Source organism: Saccharothrix ecbatanensis (assembly GCF_014205015.1).
GTDB lineage: Bacteria > Actinomycetota > Actinomycetes > Mycobacteriales > Pseudonocardiaceae > Actinosynnema > Actinosynnema ecbatanense.
The window spans coordinates 1,739,403-1,759,282 of record NZ_JACHMO010000001.1; the positions used below are offsets into that span (position 1 = coordinate 1,739,403).

The 19,880-nt window shown below is 69.6% G+C and carries 14 protein-coding genes and 2 pseudogenes; 2 read left to right on the forward strand and 14 right to left on the reverse strand.

All coding sequences use genetic code 11. From position 1 onward, the window contains the following. The first annotated feature begins 31 nt into the window (after nucleotides 1–31). On the forward strand, nucleotides 32–724 hold the full coding sequence (locus F4560_RS07690; RefSeq protein ID WP_184918109.1) for a FadR/GntR family transcriptional regulator: 693 nt from the start codon (nucleotides 32–34) through the stop codon (nucleotides 722–724). 116 nt (nucleotides 725–840) lie between these two features. On the opposite strand, the gene F4560_RS07695 is transcribed toward F4560_RS07690, so the two are convergent. The 9 genes and pseudogenes from F4560_RS07695 to F4560_RS07730 form a co-directional block, all read right to left on the reverse strand. Further along, nucleotides 841–1,890, reverse strand: coding sequence for an ABC transporter permease (locus tag F4560_RS07695; protein WP_184918111.1), 1,050 nt, complete (start codon nucleotides 1,888–1,890; stop codon nucleotides 841–843). After that, nucleotides 1,883–3,400, reverse strand: a complete 1,518-nt coding sequence (locus F4560_RS07700; protein ID WP_184918113.1) for a sugar ABC transporter ATP-binding protein — start codon at nucleotides 3,398–3,400, stop codon at nucleotides 1,883–1,885. The genes F4560_RS07695 and F4560_RS07700 overlap by 8 nt, the downstream gene beginning before the upstream one ends. A 25-nt stretch (nucleotides 3,401–3,425) precedes the next feature. After that, complete coding sequence (locus F4560_RS07705) at nucleotides 3,426–4,466, reverse strand: sugar ABC transporter substrate-binding protein (RefSeq protein WP_184918114.1); 1,041 nt, start codon at nucleotides 4,464–4,466, stop codon at nucleotides 3,426–3,428. A gap of 70 nt (nucleotides 4,467–4,536) precedes the next feature. Beyond that, nucleotides 4,537–5,289, reverse strand: coding sequence for an SDR family NAD(P)-dependent oxidoreductase (locus F4560_RS07710; protein WP_184918116.1), 753 nt, complete (start codon nucleotides 5,287–5,289; stop codon nucleotides 4,537–4,539). Then, on the reverse strand, nucleotides 5,286–6,608 hold the full coding sequence (locus F4560_RS07715) for an L-fuconate dehydratase (protein ID WP_184918118.1): 1,323 nt from the start codon (nucleotides 6,606–6,608) through the stop codon (nucleotides 5,286–5,288). The genes F4560_RS07710 and F4560_RS07715 overlap by 4 nt, the downstream gene beginning before the upstream one ends. Beyond that, nucleotides 6,605–7,456 carry a fumarylacetoacetate hydrolase family protein gene (locus F4560_RS07720; protein ID WP_184918120.1) on the reverse strand — a complete coding sequence of 284 codons (852 nt, stop codon included), beginning with the start codon at nucleotides 7,454–7,456 and terminating at the stop codon, nucleotides 6,605–6,607. The genes F4560_RS07715 and F4560_RS07720 overlap by 4 nt, the downstream gene beginning before the upstream one ends. Nucleotides 7,457–7,608: 152 nt before the next feature. Next, entirely contained in the window at nucleotides 7,609–8,565 is a 957-nt protein-coding gene (locus F4560_RS07725) for an aldo/keto reductase (protein WP_221483387.1), read from the reverse strand. A 13-nt stretch (nucleotides 8,566–8,578) separates the two neighbouring features. Next, a pseudogene (locus tag F4560_RS46530) lies at nucleotides 8,579–8,850 on the reverse strand (glycosyl hydrolase family 95 catalytic domain-containing protein); the annotation flags it as partial. Nucleotides 8,851–8,970: 120 nt separating this feature from the next. Next, nucleotides 8,971–10,002 (reverse strand): annotated as a pseudogene (locus tag F4560_RS07730) (glycoside hydrolase family 95 protein); the annotation flags it as partial. 360 nt (nucleotides 10,003–10,362) lie between these two features. Here F4560_RS07730 and F4560_RS07735 point away from each other — a divergent pair. Next, nucleotides 10,363–13,827 carry a ThuA domain-containing protein gene (locus F4560_RS07735; RefSeq protein WP_184918122.1) on the forward strand — a complete coding sequence of 1,155 codons (3,465 nt, stop codon included), beginning with the start codon at nucleotides 10,363–10,365 and terminating at the stop codon, nucleotides 13,825–13,827. 52 nt (nucleotides 13,828–13,879) lie between these two features. Here the strand turns inward: F4560_RS07735 and F4560_RS07740 are convergent, their stop codons facing one another. The 5 genes from F4560_RS07740 to F4560_RS07760 form a co-directional block, all read right to left on the reverse strand. Then, nucleotides 13,880–14,938 carry an ABC transporter permease gene (locus F4560_RS07740; RefSeq protein WP_184918124.1) on the reverse strand — a complete coding sequence of 353 codons (1,059 nt, stop codon included), beginning with the start codon at nucleotides 14,936–14,938 and terminating at the stop codon, nucleotides 13,880–13,882. Next, nucleotides 14,928–16,436 (reverse strand): sugar ABC transporter ATP-binding protein, encoded by a 1,509-nt coding sequence (locus F4560_RS07745; protein WP_184918126.1) that lies wholly within the window; start codon nucleotides 16,434–16,436, stop codon nucleotides 14,928–14,930. The genes F4560_RS07740 and F4560_RS07745 overlap by 11 nt, the downstream gene beginning before the upstream one ends. Before the next feature lie 21 nt (nucleotides 16,437–16,457). After that, the gene (locus F4560_RS07750; protein ID WP_376775419.1) at nucleotides 16,458–17,474 is read right to left on the reverse strand and encodes a sugar ABC transporter substrate-binding protein; all 1,017 of its coding nucleotides are present in this window, start codon (nucleotides 17,472–17,474) and stop codon (nucleotides 16,458–16,460) included. 94 nt (nucleotides 17,475–17,568) lie between these two features. Further along, nucleotides 17,569–18,327: an SDR family NAD(P)-dependent oxidoreductase gene (locus tag F4560_RS07755; RefSeq protein WP_184918128.1), complete on the reverse strand. Its 759-nt coding sequence runs from the start codon at nucleotides 18,325–18,327 to the stop codon at nucleotides 17,569–17,571. Further along, nucleotides 18,324–19,631 (reverse strand): enolase C-terminal domain-like protein, encoded by a 1,308-nt coding sequence (locus F4560_RS07760; protein WP_184918130.1) that lies wholly within the window; start codon nucleotides 19,629–19,631, stop codon nucleotides 18,324–18,326. Before F4560_RS07760 ends, F4560_RS07755 begins: the two co-directional genes overlap by 4 nt. Nucleotides 19,632–19,880: the final 249 nt, after the last annotated feature.

Here is a 19,880-nt window from a genome sequence, read left to right on the forward strand (position 1 = left end):
CATTTGACGTACCGACGAGGAAGTTGAGCCGATGCCGGTCACCGACGAAGCCATCGAGAAGATCAAGGGGATGATCGTCAGCGGTGAGCTGGGTCCCGGCGACAAGCTGCCGCGCGAGGCGGACCTCGCCGAACGCCTCGGGCTGTCCCGCAACTCGCTGCGCGAGGCGGTGAAGGCTCTGTCGCTGATCCGGGTGCTCGACGTCCGCCAAGGCGACGGCACTTACGTCACCAGCCTCCAGCCCACGCTGCTGCTGGACGCCCTCGGGTTCATCGTGGACTTCCACCAGGACTCCTCGGTGCTGCACTTCCTCGAAGTGCGCCGCATCCTCGAACCCGCGGCGACCGCGACGGCGGCGATCTCGATGCCCGACGAGGAAGTCCAGGCGCTGCGCGCGACGCTGGAGTCGCTGCCGGAGGACGCGGGCATCGAGGAGTTGGTGGCCAACGACCTGGAGTTCCACCGCCGGATCGCGGAGGGCGCGGCCAACCCGGTCCTGTCCTCGCTGCTGGAGGGCATCTCCGTGCCGACGGCCAGGGCCCGGATCTGGCGCGGGCTCACCGAGGAGGACGCGGTGCGGCGCACCCGTGAGCAGCACTTGGCGATCCTGCTGGCGATCGAGGCTCGGCAGCCCGATTTGGCGCGGTCGTGGGCGACGGTGCACATCGCCGGCGTGGAGATGTGGCTGCGCAGCACCGTGGGCTCACCGGCGCTGGGCGGATAGGCCTGCGGCATGAGCTCGCCGGGGGAACGACGGCCCCTCGGGCGCATGGGGCAGGGCGGGAACACGGCTTGAGCGCGTGTCCCCGCCCTGAGTTCGAACGGCCGGCGGATAGTCCGCTAATCCTGTGCTTTTCCGCTGGTGAGCCTGGCCAGGACGAGGGCGACCAGGATGACCAGCCCGTTGACCGCCTGGATCTGGTCCGCCTTGACCTGGGCCAGGGTGAGCACGTTCTGGATGAGCCCCAGCAGCACCACACCGGTGAGGGCGCCGAACAGCGAGCCCTTGCCGCCGTCGAGGCTGATGCCGCCGATGACCGCGGCGGCGAACACCGTGAAGATCATGCCGCTGCCCTGGTTGGCCGCCACCGAGCCGAGCCGGGCGGAGAGCATCAGGCCCGCGAACGCCGCCAGCACACCCGCCACGACGAGCGTGATCCAGATGACCCGTTCGACGCGGATGCCCGCGGCACGCGCGGCGGCCGGGTTGCCGCCGACGGCGTAGAGGGAGCGGCCGACCCGGGTGTAGCCGAGCACCACGATCCCCAGGCCGAAGCACACGATGACGATCCAGATCGAGATCGGCAGGGTGAGCACGCGCAAGCTGCCCAGGTAGTCGACGACCGGCACCTGGTTGGCCAGGTTCGACATGGTCGCGCCGCCGACGATCGCCAGTTGGAGCCCGCGCAGCGCGATGAGCATGGCGAGCGTGACGATGAACGCTGAGAGCTTGAACCGCACGATGAGCAGCCCGTTGAACGCCCCGATGAGCGCGCCGAACAGCAGGGCCACCGGCAGCACCGTCCACGTGGGCCACGGCGCGCCGAGGAAGTCGGTGTTGCCCACCACCATGAACACGGCGATGGCCGGTGCGATGCCGACGATCGACTCCAGCGACAGGTCGAACTTGCCGACGATGAGCACGAGCGCCTCGGCGAGCACGATCAGCGCCAGTTCGGACTGGTACTTCAGCACCGTGTCGACCAGATAAGCCTTGGTGAGGAACAGATCCGGCTTGAGCGTGTACCCGTAGACGAGCAGAGCGATGATCGGCGGGATGAGCGCCAGGTCGCGCAGCCGGGCCAGCCGCAGCCGGTTCGTGGGACGCGGCACGGTCTGCTTGGGCGGCGTGTCGCCTGCCGTCGACGTAACGGGCGCCGTGCTAGTCATGCTGTCCACCGATTCCTTCGATCTCCGCCACGAGGCTGCCCTCGTCCCAACCACGCGGGTGCTCGGACACGATCCGGCCCGCCACCATCACCACGACCCGGTCGCACACCCTCAAATCCTCCAGTTCGTCCGACACCAGCAGCGCGCCGCGACGGGTGCGGGTCTGCTCGTCCACCGCGCCGAGCAGCGACTCCTTGGAGCGCACGTCCACTCCGGCGGTGGGCTGCACCAGCACCAGCACCTCGGGGTTGCCGGCCAGGGCGCGCGCCATCACGACCTTCTGCGCGTTGCCGCCGGACAGCTCGCCGACGGGCTGGTGCGGGCCCGCGGTGTGCACGTCCAGCTCGGCGATCATCCGCCGGGCCGCCGCGTCACGCCGTGCCGGGAGCACCAGGCCGGCGGGTCCGAGACGGCCCGCGATGGTCATGGTGGCGTTCTCCGCCACGGAGAGCCCGCCGACGAAACCGTCCACGTTGCGGTCACCGGGCAGGTACCCGATACCGCCGTCCAACGCGGCGCGGACGGTGCCCGACGCCACCGGCCGGCCCGCCACCGACACGGTGCCCTGCCTGGGCCGCAATCCGGCCAGTGCCTCGGCGAGCTGCCGCTTGCCGCTTGCCGCCGATCCCGCGACACCGACGATCTCACCGCGGTGCACGGTGAGGTCGACGCCTTCGACGGCTCCGGGCACCGCGAACCCGGACAGCTCCAGCACCGGCTCGGCGTCGGCGGCCACCGGCGGCCGGTCGGCGCCGACCTGCACGAGACCCCTGGCGTCGCCGATCATCGCCGTGACCAGCCGGTCCCGGTCCAGGGCGGCGACGGTGTCGGTGACGATGTGGCGTGCGTCGCGGAACACCGTCACCCGCTGGCAGATCTCGTAGATCTCGGGCAGGTGGTGGGAGATGAACAGGAAGGTCACGCCCTGGTCCTGGAGTGCACGCAGCCGGTCGAACAACCGGGCGATGGCACGTGCCTCCAGCTGGGCGGTCGGCTCGTCGAGGATGACGAACCTGGCGCCCAGCGACAGCGCACTGGCGATCTCCACGAGCTGCCGCTGTTCCACGGTCAGCTCGCCGGCGGGCAGTTCCGGCGCCACCGGCACCGACCAGGACTCCAGCAGCTCGGCCGCGTCCCGCCGCATGCGCGACGGTGAGATGAGACCGAACCGGCCGCGGGGTTGGCGGTGGAGGAAGATGTTCTCCGCCACCGACAGTTCCTTGACCACCGAGGGGTGCTGGTAGACGCACGCCACCCGCCGTCGCCACGCGGCGCGGTCACCGGGCGGCGGTGCGGGCTCACCGCCGAACCGCACTTCGCCCGCGTCCGGGCGCAGCAGCCCGGTCACGACTCCCACCAGCGTGGACTTGCCCGCGCCGTTGCGGCCGACCAGGGCGTGCGTCTCGCCGGGGAGGACCGCCAGGTTCCCGTCGGCGAGGGCCACGGTCGGCCCGAATCGCTTGGCGATGCCGGTCGCCTCGACGACCGGCACGCTCTCCTGACCATCCATCATGGACACCTTCCCGCCACCGGTCTCAGGAGTTGGCGCTGTTTCCCCACAGCGCGGGGTCGTCCACGTTGTCCTTGGTGACCAGCGGTGCGGGCAGCTGGTCCTCGAAGCCGTTGGGCAGCGCGATGACGTTGCTGCCGTGCTCGGTCGGACCTTCCTTCGGGGTGGTCCCGGACATGGCCTGCTTCGCCCAGTGCAACGCGATCCCGGCGTAGGTGTCGGCGGGCTGCGAGACGGTGGCGTCGATCTCGCCCTTGCGGATGGCGTCCAGCTCCTGCGGGATGCCGTCGTTGGAGACGATGAAGATGTGCCTGGGGTCGCTCGGCGGCACCAGCAGGCCACGCTGCTTGAGCAGTTGCAGGGTCGGGTCGAGGAAGACGCCGCCCGCCTGCATGTAGACGCCCTTGATGTCGGGGTCGGTGGCCAGCCGGGTCTCCAGCGCGGCCTGGGCCTTGCTGCCCTCCCAGTCGGTGGGCTCCTCGAACACCGTGATGTCCGGGAACTTGGTGTCCATGCACTCCTTGAACGCCTCGGAGCGGTCGCGGCCGTTGATCGAGGACAGGGAGCCCTGGAACTCGACGACCTTGCCCTTGCCGCCGAGCTTCTCGCCGAGGAACTCGCAGGCCTTGGTGCCGTAGGCGCGGTTGTCGGCGCGCACCACCATGTAGACCTTGCCGTTGTCCGGCCTGGTGTCGACGCTGATCACCGGGATGCCCTTGCCGGCCAACTCGTCCAGCTTCGGGCCGATGGCACCGGTGTCCTGCGGCGCCATGACGACGGCCTTGGCGCCCTGCGTGACCATGCTGTCCACGTTGGAGATCAACGTCTGGATGTTGTTCTGCGAGTTGGTGGTCGTGGCCAGTTCGACGCCTGCCTCGGTGGCCTTCTCCGGGATGTAACGCGCGTAGGCGTTCCAGAAGTCGGAGTCGGCGCGCGGCAGGTCGACGCCGACGGCTCCGACGCCCGCGCTCCCCGACGGGGTGGAACCGGTCGAGTCCATGCTGCACGCGGTCAGCGCCAGGGAGGAGGCCGCGACGAGGGCGAGTGCCCGGGAGGGGATCTTCATTGACATTCCTCGGTGTGCGGTGGTCACGACTGGGTGGTCATGGCCGAGGTGGGTCGGGGCTCGGGTGTGGTCAGGGTTGGGGACGCAGCCGGAGGCCGTGCATGCCGCCGTCGACGGCGAGCGCGGTTCCCGTGGTGGACAGCGAATCCGGTCCGGCGAGGTGGACGATGGCGGCGGCGACCTCGTCGGCGGTCACCAACCGGCCGGTTGGCTGGCGGGCGCGCAGAGCGGCCTCCTCCGCCTCCGGGTCGGCGGCCGCGGCGAGCAGCCTCCGCACCCAGGGCGTGTCGACCGTGCCGGGGTTGACGCAGTTGACCCGGATGCCTTCCCGGACGTGGTCGGCGGCCATGGCGAGGGTCAGCGACAGCACCGCACCCTTGGTCGCGCTGTAGAGCGCGCGGTTCGGCAGCCCCGCGGTGGCGGCGATCGAGCACGTGTTGACGATCGCGGGACAGGGCGACAGCCGAAGGTGCGGCAGCGCGGCCCGAGCGGTGCGGACGACGCCGAGCACGTTGACGTCGAACACCCGGTGCCACTCCTCGTCCGGGTTGGTCTCGACGGTGCCCTGCGCGCCGATGCCCGCGTTGTTGACCAGCACGTCCAGCCCGCCGAGGTGGTCGGCGGCCCGGTCGACGGCGGCGGTGACCGATTCGGCGTCGCTCACGTCCGCCACGATGCCGAGCAGGGGGTCGGGAACGTCCCCCGGGTTCAGGTCGAGGCAGGCGACCGCCGCGCCGCGACGGGCCAGCAGCATCGCGGTGGCCAGGCCGATGCCCGATCCACCGCCGGTGACCACGGCGCGGAGTCCGGTGAAGTCGGTCATGACGCGCTCCGCCGGTCGGCCGCCGACCACACCGGACCGGTCGGGTAGGTGAAGCGGGTGATGGTGTCGGGGTGCATGGCCGCGCTGAAACCCGGCTCGGACGGCGCGGCGTAGCGCCCGCCGACGATCCGCACTGGGTCCACGAAGTGCTCGTGCAGGTGGTCGACGTACTCGATCACCCGGTTCTCCATCGACCCGGACACGGCCACGTAGTCGAACATCGACAGGTGCTGCACCAGTTCGCAAAGGCCGACCCCGCCCGCGTGCGGGCACACGGGCACGCCGAACTTGGCCGCCAGCAACAGGATCGCGATGTTCTCGTTGACACCCGCCACGCGCGCGGCGTCGATCTGCAAGTACGAGAGCGCACGCGCTTGCAGGAACTGCTTGAACATCACGCGGTTCTGCACGTGCTCGCCGGTGGCCACGCCGATGGGCGCGATCGCCTCGGCGATGGCGGCGTGGCCGAGCACGTCGTCCGGGCTGGTCGGCTCCTCGACCCACCACGGTGCGAACGGCGCCAGCTCACGCACCCACTCGATCGCGGTGCCCACGTCCCAGCGCTGGTTGGCGTCGATGGCGATGCGGATGTCCGGGCCGACGGTGCCGCGGGCGATCCGCATGCGGCGGATGTCGTCGCCGATGTCGGCCCCGACCTTGAGCTTGATCTGGGTGAACCCGTCCGCGACCGCTTCCCGGCACAGCCTGCGCAGCTTGGCGTCGTCGTAACCGAGCCACCCGGGCGACGTGGTGTAGGCCGGGTACCCGTTGTTCACCAGCTCATCCCGGCGCGCGGCCCGGCCGGGCTCGGCGCGGACCAGGATGTCGAGCGCCTCGGCGGGGGTCATCGCGTCGGTGAGGTAGCGGAAGTCGACCAGCTCGACGATCTGCTCCGGGCTCAGTTCCGCCAGCAGCAGCCACAGCGGTTTGCCCGCGCGCTTGGCCTTCAGATCCCAGAGGGCGTTCACCACCGCGGAGATCGCCATGTGCATGATCCCCTTCTCCGGTCCCAGCCAGCGCAACTGCGAGTCGTACACCATCTCGCGGTACACCTGGCCCATGCCGTCCATAGTGGACTCCAGGTCGCGGCCCACCACGTAGTGCTTCAACGCGTCGATGGCCACGGCCTGCACGTCGTTGCCCCGGCCGATGGTGAACGCGAAACCGTGGCCCTCCAAGCCGTCCGGGGCGTCGGTCGTGATCACGACGTAGGCGGCGGAGTAGTCCGGGTCCGGGTTCATCGCGTCGGAACCGTCCAGCTCGAGCGAGGTCGGGAACCGGAGGTCGTGCGTCGTCAGCCCGGTGATCGTCGGCCTCATGCCTGCCCCACCTCCTGCCGCTGCTTGCCGAGACCGTCGATCTCGACCTCGACCACGTCACCCTCCCGCAGGTACGGCTTCGGGTCCGGCAGGCCGAGGGCGACGCCCGCCGGTGTGCCGGTGTTGATCACGTCACCGGGCTCCAGGACCATGAACTGCGACAGGTAGCGGACGATCTCGGCGACGCCGAAGACCATGTCGGAGGTCTTGCCGTTCTGGCGGGGCGTGCCGTTGACCCACAGCCGCAGCCCCAGGGCCTGCGGGTCGGGGACCTCGTCGGCCGTCACCAGCCACGGCCCCAGCGGGTTGAAAGTCTCGCAGGACTTGCCCTTGTCCCACTGCCCGCCGCGTTCGAGCTGGAACTCGCGCTCCGACACGTCGTTGGAGATCGCGTAACCCGCGACGCACGCCATCGCCTCGGCGTGGCTCTCCAGGTAACGGGCGGTGCGGCCGATGACGACCGCCAGCTCGACTTCCCAGTCGGTCTTGACGCTCGCCCTCGGCACGAGCACCCGGTCGTTCGGCCCGACCACCGTGTTGGGCGCCTTGAAGAACACGACCGGTTCCGCGGGCAGCGGCGCACCGGTCTCGGCGGCGTGGTCGGAGTAGTTCAGGCCGATGCAGACGACCTTGCCCGGACGGGCGACCGGCGGCCCGATCCGCTCCCCGGGGTCGACCACCGGGAGCGCGCCGCCGGCCAGAGCCGTCCGGATCCGGTCCAGGCCGTCACCGGCGAACAGCCCGCCGTCGATGTCGGACACCACCCCGGAGACGTCCCGTACCGCCCCGCTCTCGTCCAGCACCGCCGGACGCTCGGCACCCACCGCTCCCACTCGAAGCAAAATCACTCAGCACCATCCCCGCCATACATCGGATCTATGCGCGAAAGGTATACCCCCGTCCTGTCGTGCGCAATGGGAACCGTCAAATAGATCGGATGTATTGCCGCCGCCGTGGCCGTGCGGGTGACCTCAACCGCTGCGGGGCCGCGTCGACGGGGTCATCGGCTGCTCCACACGTCCTCCGGCACCGGCTTCCGGAGCCACTGCGCGGCGGCGTGGACGTGGTCGACGGTGCCGAGGCCGGTGACCACGGACGCGACGGCCGGGTGACGTAGCGGGAACGCCATAGCGGCGTGCGGCAGTGTGGTTCCGTGCCGTTCGCAGGCTTCCGCCCATGCTCGCGCGGTTTTGAGCACGTGGTCCGGTGCGGGTCCGTAGTTGAAGTGGGCGTCGTCCGGCGGCCAGGGGCGGGCCAGGAGGCCTGAGTTGAACGGCGCCGCTGCCAGGATGGAGACCCCGCGCTCGGCGCACGCGTCGAGGAGGGGTTGCGCGGTGCGGTCCACGAGGGTCCAGCGGCCGGCCACCATGACGACGTCGATGTCGGTCTCCTGGACCGCCCGCAACGGCGCCTCCCACTGGTTCATCCCCAGCCCGACCGCGCTGATCACTCCCTGCTCGCGCAGCGCGACGAGTGCGGGCACGGCCTCGGTCAGCGCCTGGTCGACGTGGTCGTCGGGGTCGTGGATGAGCACGATGTCGATCCGGTCCACCCCCAGCCGCTCAAGGCTGGCCTCGATGCTGCGCCGCACGCCGTCGGCGCTGTAGTCGAGGACGCGCGTGACGTCGTCGGGGACGTCGAACCCACCCTGATCGAGGTCGGAGCCCGTCGGTGCGGGGTTCGGCACGAGCAGTCGTCCGACCTTGGTGGAGATGACGTAGTCCTCGCGCGGCTTGCTCGCCAACGCGGCGCCGAGGCGTCGTTCGGACAGTCCCAGTCCGTAGTGGGGCGCGGTGTCGAAGTACCGCACCCCGTCCTCCCAGGCCGCGTCGATGACCGCGTGGGCCACGTCGTCCGGTCGAGCGCGGTAGAGGTTGCCGATCGGGGCGGCTCCGAACCCCAGTTCGGTCACGGTGACGCCGGTCGTCCCGAGTGGACGCCGAGGAATTTCCTGCAACGGTGCTCCTTGGTCAAGTGGAAAGGGTGGTGGTGTGGGCGGTCACAGGCTCCACTTCTGCGCCCCGGAGCCGGTGCACGTCCACAGTTGTAGGCGGGATCTGCTGCGCTATGGAGTCGCTCGAGGTGAAGTCGCCGTGCTCGGGGGAGTAGCTCGGCGTCACGACCAGCTTCCCGTCGCGGGGATCGGTGCGGAGGTTGGCCAGCCAGAACTCGGCCGCGCCCTTGAGCAGCGGGTAGGCGCGGCCGCGCAGGAACGCCGCGTCCTGGTTGAACGGGTAGAGGCCGTAGACCTGACTGGCCGGCCAGCCGTTGGCTTCGGGGAACCAGAACGCGGTCGCCCAGTCGAGCCGCCGCGGGACGACGCGATGGGCAGGTACCGGCCGTACTGGTAGTACAGGGCTTCCAGGGCACGGTCCGCGCTGGACGAGCCGCCGGTGTAGGTCGCGCGGAGGTCGTCGGTGGGCCGATCCGGCATGGCCTGGCCGATGTTCAGCCCGACCCGGTCGAACAGCGCGGAGTGATCGGCGACGTGGGCGTCGCGCAGCGTTGTGTACGACTTCGCGGCAGCCGCGTCGACGGCGGCCGTGACCGCCGTGCCCGGGTCTGCGCCGCGGTAGTTCGGGTAGCTGTCGGCGTAGTTCGTGCCGGCGGCGAGGATCAGCGTCGCGCTGTTCGCGCCGGACACCGTCACGCTGTCACCCGCCGAGGTCACCGTGCCGCCGTCGACTCGGACGCTGATCTGGGCCTCGAACACCATCCTGTTGTCGGCCAGCGTTCCCCGGACGCGGAGCCGCCCGTTCGCGGCGGACGTGGTGAAGTCCGCACGCGGCGACTTGTAGCGCAACGTGAAGGAGACCTTGCCCGTGGCGCTCGCGCCGAGTCGGCCGACGACGACCTTGTCGGGATGGCTGGCGAAGTACTCGCGGTCGTAGGTGACGCCGTTGCCGGTGTAGTTCACCCTTGCGACCGCATCGGCGATGTCCAGCTCACACCGGTAGCCGGAGTACGACGCGCGGTCGGGCGACACGTCCAGCTCCAGGTCGCCGAACGTCTGGTACGCCCCGGATCCCTTGCGCCCCTGGCCGAGCTTGCCCGCGACCCACTCCGGATCGGCGCTGCCTCGGGAGTTGATCGCGTCCACGACCTCCTGCACCGCCGTGGGGCGCGGCGTCGTCCAGTCGCTGTGGTCGTACCCCTGCGTCGAGCCCGGTCCACCGGTCCACAACGACTTCTCGTTGAACTGCAACCGCTCCGACTGGACCCCGCCGAACACCATCGCGCCCATTGCGCCGTTGCCGATCGGCAACGCCTGGCTCTCCCAGTCGGTGGCCGGTTCGTCGTACCAGAGGGTGTGCTCTGAGGTCGCCGCAGCCAGCGCCGATAAGGCCGGCAACGGCCGGATTGCAGTTGCGCGGATGAGCACCGTTGCCTCCACGAGCGTCGCCGACGGTTCCAGACATCGGATCTATAGCGTCATCTGTGTGCATCTTTGCGTGGATCGCCGGTGCTTGGCAAGAGAGTCATCCTACGTTATGCGGTAGTTGGTACTCCTTGGGGCGGGAGATACTTTTGGCGAATATCAAGCAGAAGTTCGCCAAAACTCCGATTTTTAGCCGCTACTTTCGTCTTGACACGATCGTATGACGCAGATTACGTTTTGGACGCACCCTGAGGTCGCCGGCGGCAAGTCCGCCGGTGTGGGTGTGCCTCCTCCTGCGGTACCGGCGCCGCAGTCCTTCTCGGTCGTCCTCGCACCACCGTCAGTCGGTCTCGTCCCGCCCCGAAGGAGTGGCACATGCGGCGTACGCGCACGCGACTACTGAGCGTTATATTCAGTGCGCTCACAGTGATAGGCCTGATCGTTCCGGTCGCCTCGGCGCACCCCGAGGGCTTTCACGTCCTGGTGTTCAGCAAGACGGCCGCCGGCGTCTACCGGCACGACTCCATCCCTGCGGGGATCGCGATGTTCGAGCAGCTCGCCGCCGATCGGCAGTGGGAGCTGACCAAGAGCGAAGACTCCGCGGTCTTCAACGACGCCACGCTGGCGACGTTCGACGTGGTCGTCATGCTCCAGACCGGTGGCATGGTGTGGGACACCGCGGCGCAGCGTGCCGCGATGCAGACGTACGTGCGCAACGGCGGTGGCGTGGCGGCGATCCACAACGCCACCGACATGAACATCGAGCAGCAGTTCCCGTGGTGGGACCAGATGCTCGGCATGACGATGACCGCGCACTCGGCGACCGTGCCGGGCACGGCCAAGGTCGCCGACCACGTCCACCCGTCGGGGCAAGGGCTGCCGGACCGCTGGAACCGCACCGAGGAGTGGTACAACTTCGACCGCAGCGCCCGCGGTGACGTGCACGTGCTGGTGACCGCGGACGAGACGACGTACGACGCCGGTGGGTCCGCGATGGGGTCGGACCACCCGATCTCGTGGTGCCGCAACTTCGAGGGCGGCCGGTTGTGGGCGACGGCGATGGGGCACCAGGCGTCCAGCTTCTCGGAGCCGCTGTTCCGCTCGCACATCGCGGGCGGCGTGGAGACGGCGGGCGGCAAGCTCGCGGCGGACTGCGGTCCCACGGTGTGGAGCAGCTTCGAGAAGACGGAGCTGGACGGCAACACGCTCGCGCCGGCCGCGCTGGACGTGGCCCCGGACGGCCGGGTGGTCTACGCCGAGTACGGCGGCAAGGTCAAGGTCTACAAGCCGGACACCCGCACCACCGTCACCGCCGCCACGCTGAACGTCTACACCGGCGGTGAGGACGGCCTGACCGGTCTCGCGCTGGACCCGAACTTCGCCACGAACCGGTGGGTGTACCTGAACTACTCGCCCACGGGATCACAGGAGGTCGCACGGGTCTCCAGGTTCACCATGAACGGCGACAACCTCGACCTCGCCGGCGAGAAGGTGCTGCTCACGCTGCCCGCGTCGCGGCAGGCGGAGCCCGGCCACACCGGCGGGTACCTGGCGTTCGGCCCCGGTGGGAACCTGTACATCAGCGTCGGTGACGACACCGAGCCGTTCCACTCCGACGGGTACACCCCGATCGACGAACGCCCCGGCCAGTCGCTGTACGACGCGCAGCGCACCTCGGCCAACACCAACGACCTGCGCGGCAAGATCCTGCGCGTGCACCCCGAGGCGGACGGCACCTACACGATCCCGTCGGGCAACCTGTTCACGCCGGGCACGGCCAAGACTCGGCCCGAGATCTACGCGATGGGCTTCCGCAACGTGTTCCGGTTCAGCGTGCACCCCACCACCGGAGTGATCTACGCGGCCGACTACGGCCCGGACAGCGGGGCCGACAACGCGAGCCGGGGACCGGGCGCGCTGGCCGAGTGGAACGCGATCACGTCGCCGGGCAACTACGGCTGGCCGTACTGCGTCGGCAACAACACCCCGTACAACGACTACAACTTCGCCACCGGCACGTCGGGCGCGAAGTTCAACTGCGGCGCACCAACCAACAACTCGCCAAACAACACCGGTCTGACCACCCTGCCGGCGGCTCGTGCGGCGACGGTCTGGTACGGCAACAGCGCGTCGGAGGGCAACAAGTTCCCGGAACTGGGCAGCGGCGGCGAAGCGCCGATGGCGTTCCCGATCTACCGGTACGACGCGAACAACCCGTCACCGACGAAGTTCCCTGCGTACTTCGACCAGACGCCGTTCTTCGGCGAGTGGGCGCGGAACAAGCTGCACGAGTTCCGGCTCGACTCGTCCGGGAAGCTCTTGAAGATCAACAACTTCCTGTCGTCGGTGAGCTTGAAGTCGCCGATGGACGTGAAGTTCGGGCCGGACGGCTCGATGTACCTGCTGGAGTGGGGAAGCGGCTTCGGCCGCGACAACGCGGACTCCGGGCTCTACCGCATCGACTACACGTCCGGTGAACGCAGCCCGATCGCCAAGGCCACCGCCACGCCGTCGTCGGGATCGTCGCCGCTGACCGTGCAGTTCTCCAGCGCCGGCTCCAACGACCCGGAGGGCGGCACGCTGTCCTACCGGTGGGCGTTCGGCGACGGCGGAACCTCGACCGCCGCGAACCCGTCGCACACCTACACCACGGGCGGCCAGTTCAACGCGCAGCTGACCGTGACGGACCCGACCGGCAAGACGGGCACCGCGAACGTGACCGTCACGTCCGGCAACACCGAGCCGGTGGTGCGGTTCACGAGTCCGGCGCACGGCGGCATGTTCGACTTCGGCGACACGATCCCGTACGCGGTGTCGGTCACCGACCGGGAGGACGGCACGATCGACTGCACCCGGGTGATCACGCAGCCCGCGTTGGGCCACGACCAGCACGCGCACCCGATCAACCAGATCCCGGGCTGCTCGGGCGTGATCGTGCCCGAGACGGACACCGCGCACGCCCAGTCGAACGTGTCCTACGTCGCCGACGCCACCTACACCGACCGCGGCGCGACCGGCGTGCCGGCGCTGACCGGCCGCACCCAGGTGTTGTTGCAGCCAAAGCACAAGCAGGCCGAGCACTTCACCGGCTCGTCCGGTGTGCGGGTGGTGCCGCAGGACGCGGCCGAGTCCGGTGGGCGGATCGGCGACGTCAGCAATGGCGACTGGGTCTCGTTCAAGACGGTGAACCTGACCGGGATCGACCAGGTGTCGTTCCGGGTGTCCTCGCCGACCGGCGGCGGATCGGTCGAGTTGCGGGCGGGCTCGCCGACCGGCGCGCTGATCGCCTCGGCGCCGGTCGCGAGCACCGGCGGCTGGGACGACTACGTGAGTCTGCCGGCGGTCCCGGTCACCGATCCGGGCGGCACGATCGAGCTGTTCATGGTGTTCAAGTCGACCGCGAACAACTCGTTCGACGTGGACTCGATGAAGTTCGTCGGCCGCGGCGTTGCCTCCGGCGGCGGCACGACCGCGCGTCAGATCGTCGGTGCCGGCGGCAAGTGCGTCGACGTCAACGGCGGCAGCTCGGCGGACGGCGCCAAGGTGCAGCTGTGGACCTGCAACGGACAGCCGCACCAGAAGTGGACGATCAGCGGCTCGACGGTCCGGACCTTGGGCAAGTGCCTGGACGTGAACAACGGCAGCTCGGCGGACGGCACGATCGTCCAGCTGTGGACGTGCAACGGGTCTGGCGCGCAGAACTGGTCGGTGCAGTCCGACGGCACGTTCCGCAACGGCGGCAAGTGCCTGGACGCGCTGGGCGGCAGCTCGGTCGACGGGACGCAACTGATCATCTGGACGTGCCACGGCGGCGGCAACCAGAAGTGGTCGCTGACCTGACCTGGCAACGTCGGTGGCCCCGGTGCTCGACCGCACCGGGGCCACCGGCCACCTAATCTTGTGTCTTGCCTCCCGTGACGCGGGAAAGTGCCAGGGCGATGAGGATGATCGTGCCGTTGAGGGCGCCGATCCACTGGGCGGGGACGCCGCCGAGCGTGAGCACGTTCTGGATCATGAACAGCAGCAGGATTCCGGTGAAGGCGCCGAACATCGTTCCCTTGCCGCCGTTGAGGCTGATGCCGCCGATCACGGCCGCGGCGAACACGGTGAAGATGTAGCCGTTGCCCTGGGCCGATGCGACGGAGGCCAGTCGGCCGGACAGCAGCAGGCCGCCGATGGCCGCCAGCAGGCTGGCGGTGACGATGACGATCCAGAGCACCCGGTCGGTGCGGATGCCGGCCGCCTTCGACGCGTCGACGTTGCCGCCGATCGCGTAGAGGGAGCGGCCGAAGCTGGTGAAGCCGAGGACCACGATGCCGGCGGCGAACAGGACCAGGCACAGCCACACCGACACCGGCACGCCGAACCACTGCGTGGTGCCGAGGTAGAGCATCGACTCCGGCAACCGGAAGAACGTCTGGCCGCCGGAGATGCCGGTGAGGATGCCGCGCAGCACGATCAGCATGCCGAGCGTCACGATGAAGCCGTTGAGGCCGAACCGGATGATGAACAGCGCGTTGACCACGCCGATCAGAACGCCGACCGCCAGCGTGATGGGCACCGACCAGCCGCCCGGCAGCAGGCCCAGACCGTGACCGGTGCCGATCGGCACCGTGAGCCAGGCGGCGACGCCGGGTGCGAGGCCGACGGTGGACTCCAGGGAGAGGTCCATCTTCTTGACGATCAGGACCAGTGTCTGGGCCAGGACCAGGACGGCGATCTCCGACATGGTCTGGAGGATGTTGATCAGGTTGTCGGCTTGCATGAACACCGGGCTGACCAGTTGGCCGACGATCGCGATCACGATGATCGCGGGGATGAGGGCCAGGTCGCGCAGTCGCGCGAAGGCGATCCGCCGCCGTCCTGCGGGCCGACCTCCACCGACAGGGCTCCCCGTCGGTGGGGGCGAGCCGTTCCCGGCGACCGCGGCGGCGGTCTTGCTATCGGACATCGAGGTCCACTCCTTCCATCGCGGCCACGAGTTGGTGGTCGTGCCAGCCGCGGGCGGTCTCGCCGACGACGCGGCCCTGGAACACCACCAGGACCCGGTCGCACAGGCGCAGGTCGTCGAGCTCGTCCGAGGCGATGAGCACGCCGGTGCCGGACTCGGCGATCTCCTCGACCTTGCCGAGGAGGAACTCCTTGGACCGCACGTCGACGCCGGCGGTCGGGTTGATCAGCACCAGCAGGTCCGGGTCGTTGGCCAGGGCACGTGCCATGACGACCTTCTGCTGGTTGCCGCCGGAGAGGCCGGAGACCGGCAGCTCCGGTCCTGGAGTTTTGATCGCCAGGTTCTCGATCATGGTGGTGGCGAAGTGGTCACGGCGGCGGCCGTCGATGAACCCGGAGGGTCCGAGCCGTTCCGGGATGGTCAGGGTTCCGTTGTCGGCGATGGACATCTCCGGCACGAGACCTTGGTGGTGCCGGTCCTGCGGGACGAACCCGACACCGGCTTTCAGCGCGGCGGGCACGCTGCCCGGTCGTGGTCGGGTGCCGGCGATCTCCACGGTGCCGCTCGCGGCTGCCCGCAACCCGACGACGGTTTCCGCTATCTCGATGCGGCCGCTGCTCGCCGCGCCGGCGAGACCGACGATCTCGCCGGCGCGGATGCGGAACGACACGTCGTCGTACGCGCCGGGCAGGGACATGTCGTCCACCTTGAGCACGTCCACGGCGTCCGCCGACGGGCCGCGGCGGTCACCGCCGACCTCTGCCGCCGCCTCGCCGGTCATGGCCCCGACCAGTTCGGCCCGCGGCAGTTCGTCGACCGCGGCGGTCAGGATGTGCTGGGCGTCGCGGAACACCGTCACCATGTCGCAGATCCCGTAGATCTCCTGGAGGTGGTGGCTGATGAACAGGAACGTGACGCCCTGTCGCTGGAGGTCGTTGATCCGGGCGAACAGCCGGTTGATGGCGGCGGCGTCCAGTTGGGCGGTGGGCTCGTCCAGGATGATGAAGCGGGCTCCGAACGACAGCGCCCTGGCGATCTCCACGAACTGCCGCTGTTCGACGTCGAGTTCGCGTGCGGGGGTGCGCACGTCCACGTCGACCGACCAGGTGTCCAGCAGCTCCCGTGCCCTGCTGTGCACCGTCTTCCAGTTGATCAATCCGCCGCGCCCGTGGTCGTGCCGGTTGAGGAAGAGGTTCTCGGCGACAGTCAGCTCGGGGATGATCGTGGACTTCTGGTAGACGCACGCCACCCGCTGCCGCCAGGCGTCGCGGTCGGCGAGCCGCGGGGCGGGCTCGCCGCCGAACCTCACCTCGCCCGCGTCCGGCGGCTGGAGTCCCGTGAGGATGGACACCAGGGTCGACTTGCCCGCTCCGTTGCGCCCGACCAGGGCGTGGGTCTGCCCTTGGTCGATCCTGATCGCGGCGTCGCGCAGGGCCACTGTGGACCCGAACTGCTTGGTGATGCCCGTCGCCTCGACGACGGGCGCGGCGGTAACCATCTCGTGTGTCGCCCTTCCGGATCAGCCGAGCTTGGTGCCCCACAAGGACTGGTCGTCGGCCTTGAGGCTGGGGACGCCGCCGTAGGTGCCGCCGTCGGCGGTGACCAGGGGAGCGGAGAGCTGGTCCTCCAGCAGGCCCTCGCGGACCTGGATGATCGTGCTGTCGTGGTCGGTCTTGCCGGGTGCGAACGTCTTGCCGTCGATCGCGGCCTTGAGGTAGTGCAGGGCGTACTTGGCGTAGAGGTCGGCCGGCTGGGACACGGTGGCGTCGATCAGACCTTCGGTGATGTTGCGGAGTTCCTCGGGGATGCCGTCGTTGGACACCACGAACACGTGCTTGGGGTCCTCCGGCCCGACCAGCAGGCCCTTCTGCTTGAGCACCTGGAGTGTGCCCGCGAGCGCGAAGCTCGACTGCATGTAGACGCCCTTGATGTCGGGGTGGGCGGTGAGATCGGTCTGGAGCTTCTGCGCGGCGACCGCGCCGTCCCAGTTCGTGGCCTCCCCGAACACGGTGATGTCGGGGTAGTTGGCCTTCATGCAGTCGTTGAACGCCTCGGTGCGGTCGCGGCCGTTGATCGAGGACAGGTCGCCTTGCAGCATCACGACCTTGCCCTTGCCCCCGAGCTTGGCGCCGAGGAACCGGCACGCCTTCTCGCCGTAGGCGCGGTTGTCGGCCCGGACCACCATGTAGACGTCGCCGGTGTCGGGTCGGGTGTCCACGGTGACCACCGGGATCTTCTTCGCCGCCAGCTGTTCCAGCGTGGGCGCGATGGCCGCGGTGTCCTGCGGCGCCATCGCGACGCCCTTGACGCCCTGGCTCATGAACGTCTGCACGTTGGCGGTGAGCTTGGCGACGTCGTTCTGCGAGTTGGTGGTCTTGAGGTCGAGGCCGAAGTCGGTGGCGAACCCGGGGCTGTACTTGATGTAGGAGTTCCAGAAGTCGGTGTCGGAGCGGGGGAAGTCGAGGCCGACCACGGGCTTGCCGTTCCCGGCGGACCCGGTGTCCGAAGCGCCGCACGCGGTGAGGGCGGCGGTGATGGCGGCGACTGCGCCGAGGCAGGCGATGGTGCGGTTGACGGTCTTCACGGCGGGTTCTCCTAGCGGCGGTGCTACGGGAAACTCGAGGGATCGGTCAGGGACGGGGGCGGACGCGCAGTCCGCTCATCCCGCCGTCGACGGCGAGGTCGACGCCGGTGGTGGAACCGGACGAAGGGCTTGCCAGGTAGGCGATGGCGGCGGCGACCTCGTCGGCGGTCACCAGCCGACCCGTCGGCTGGCGGGCGTTGAGGGCGGCCCGTTCGGCCTCGGGGTCGTCGGCGCGGTCGAGCAGGCGGGCCACCCACGGTGTGTCGGCGGTGCCGGGGTTGACGCAGTTGACGCGGATGCCGTCGCGGACGAGATCCGCGGCGGTCGCACGGGTGAGGGCCAGCACCGCGCCCTTGGTCGACGAGTACAGGGCGCGGTCGGGCAGGCCGGCGGTGGCGGCGATGGAGCACGTGTTGACGATCGCCGCGTGGCGGGACCGGCGCAGGTGAGGCATCGCGGCACGGGTGGTGCGGACGATGCCGAAGACGTTGACGTCGAAGACCCGTCGCCACTCGTCGTCGGGGTTGTCCTCGATGGTGCCCTGGGCGCCGATCCCGGCGTTGTTGACCAGGATGTCGATGCCGCCCAGCCGCTGCGCGGCCTCCTCGACGGCCGCCCGTACGGTGACGTCGTCGGACACGTCCGCCCGGACACCGACGAGCGGATCGGGAACGCCGTCCGGCGTGAGGTCCAGGCACGCGACGCGGGCGCCGCGGGAGGCGAGCAGGAGGGCGGTGGCCAGTCTGATGCCCGAAGCGCCGCCGGTCACCACGGCGGCCAGGCCGGCCAGTTCGGGCGTGCTCACGCGGTGGTCTCCAGATTCCAGACGGGCCCGTCCGGGAAGCGGTGGGCGGCGATGGACGCGGGGTGCAGTTCGGCGCTGATGCCGGGTGCGGTGGGGGCGAGGTAGTGGCCGTCGCGGATCCGCACCGGGTCGGTGAAGTGCTCGTGCAGGTGGTCGACGTACTCGACGACCCGGTCCTCGGTCGTACCGCTGACGGCGACGTAGTCGAACATCGCCAGGTGCTGGACCATCTCGCACAGCCCCACCCCGCCCGCGTGCGGGCAGACCGGGACGCCGAACTTCGCGGCCAGCAACAGGATCGCCACGTTCTCGGTGACGCCGGCGGTGCGGCTGGCGTCGAGTTGGAGGATGTCCAGGGCGCCGGCCTGGAGCAGTTGCTTGAACATCACCTGGTTGTGGGTGTGCTCGCCGGTGGCGACCTTCACCGGAGCGAGCGCCTTGCGGATGGCGGCGTGGCCGAGGATGTCGTCGGGTGAGGTGGGTTCCTCGATCCAGTACGGGTCGTACGGCAGCAGCGGGGTCATCCAGTCGATCGCCTGCCGCACGCCCCAGGCCTGGTTGGCGTCGACGGCGATCCTGATGTCCGGCCCGACCGCCTCGCGGGCCAGGCGCAGGCGGCGCAGGTCGTCGGCGGGGTCGGCGCCGACCTTGAGCTTGATCTGGGTGAACCCTTCGGCGACGGCTTCCTTCGACAGGCGCACGAGCTTCTCGTCGTCGTAGCCGAGCCAGCCGGGGGTCGTCGTGTAGGCGGGGTACCCGTGCCGCAGGAGGTGGGCGGTGCGTTCGGCGCGACCGGGTTCGGCGCGGCGCAGGATGTCGAGCGCCTCGTCGCGGGTGAGGGCTTCTTCGAGGTAGCGGAAGTCGACGAGGTCGACCAGCTGCTCGGGGGACAGCTCGGAGAGCAGTTGCCACACCGGCTTGCCCTCGCGTCGCCCGTACAGGTCCCAGACGGCGTTGACGATGGCGGCGGCGGCCATGTGGATGGCGCCCTTCTCCGGGCCGAGCCAGCGCAGCTGGGCGTCGCCGGTCAAGCGCCGGGAGAACGCGCCGAGATCACCGAGGACCTCGTCCACGGGCAGACCGACGATCAGTGGCACCAAGGCCCGCACGGCGGCGACCTCGACGTCGTTGCCGCGTCCCACGGTGAACGCCAGGCCGTGCCCTTCGGCGCCCGTGCTCGTGCGGATGGTCACGTAGGCGGCCGAGTAGTCGGGCTCGGGGTTCATGGCGTCGGAGCCGTCGAGCTCGCGCGAGGTCGGGAACCGCACGTCGACCGCGTCGACGGCGGTGATCAGTTCAGTCATCGTGCCCCTGTGTCGTGTGTGTCTGTGGCATGTGCACGTTGCAACAACTGAGCACCGGACATGGGATGGATTTATAGGTTGCCGGGGCGTCGTTGTCTAGCTCTGGCGGCTGACTGTGCCCAAAGTTCGTAAAAGTGCAGGTCGAGCGTCACGGTCGAAGGCCTCGGGCGGTTTGAGACATCCAACCTCTTCCTGAGAGGTGGGATGTATTGTTAGCCTGGCGACCGCGCCGCCGCTTCTTGGGAGAGC

Coding starts and splice junctions, on each gene's coding strand:
- F4560_RS07690 (WP_184918109.1), top strand. CDS start 32: ATGCCGGTCACCGACGAAGCCATCGAGAAGATCAAGGGGATGATCGTC.
- F4560_RS07695 (WP_184918111.1), bottom strand. CDS start 1,890: ATGACTAGCACGGCGCCCGTTACGTCGACGGCAGGCGACACGCCGCCC.
- F4560_RS07700 (WP_184918113.1), bottom strand. CDS start 3,400: ATGGATGGTCAGGAGAGCGTGCCGGTCGTCGAGGCGACCGGCATCGCC.
- F4560_RS07705 (WP_184918114.1), bottom strand. CDS start 4,466: ATGAAGATCCCCTCCCGGGCACTCGCCCTCGTCGCGGCCTCCTCCCTG.
- F4560_RS07710 (WP_184918116.1), bottom strand. CDS start 5,289: ATGACCGACTTCACCGGACTCCGCGCCGTGGTCACCGGCGGTGGATCG.
- F4560_RS07715 (WP_184918118.1), bottom strand. CDS start 6,608: ATGAGGCCGACGATCACCGGGCTGACGACGCACGACCTCCGGTTCCCG.
- F4560_RS07735 (WP_184918122.1), top strand. CDS start 10,363: ATGCGGCGTACGCGCACGCGACTACTGAGCGTTATATTCAGTGCGCTC.
- F4560_RS07740 (WP_184918124.1), bottom strand. CDS start 14,938: ATGTCCGATAGCAAGACCGCCGCCGCGGTCGCCGGGAACGGCTCGCCC.
- F4560_RS07745 (WP_184918126.1), bottom strand. CDS start 16,436: ATGGTTACCGCCGCGCCCGTCGTCGAGGCGACGGGCATCACCAAGCAG.
- F4560_RS07760 (WP_184918130.1), bottom strand. CDS start 19,631: ATGACTGAACTGATCACCGCCGTCGACGCGGTCGACGTGCGGTTCCCG.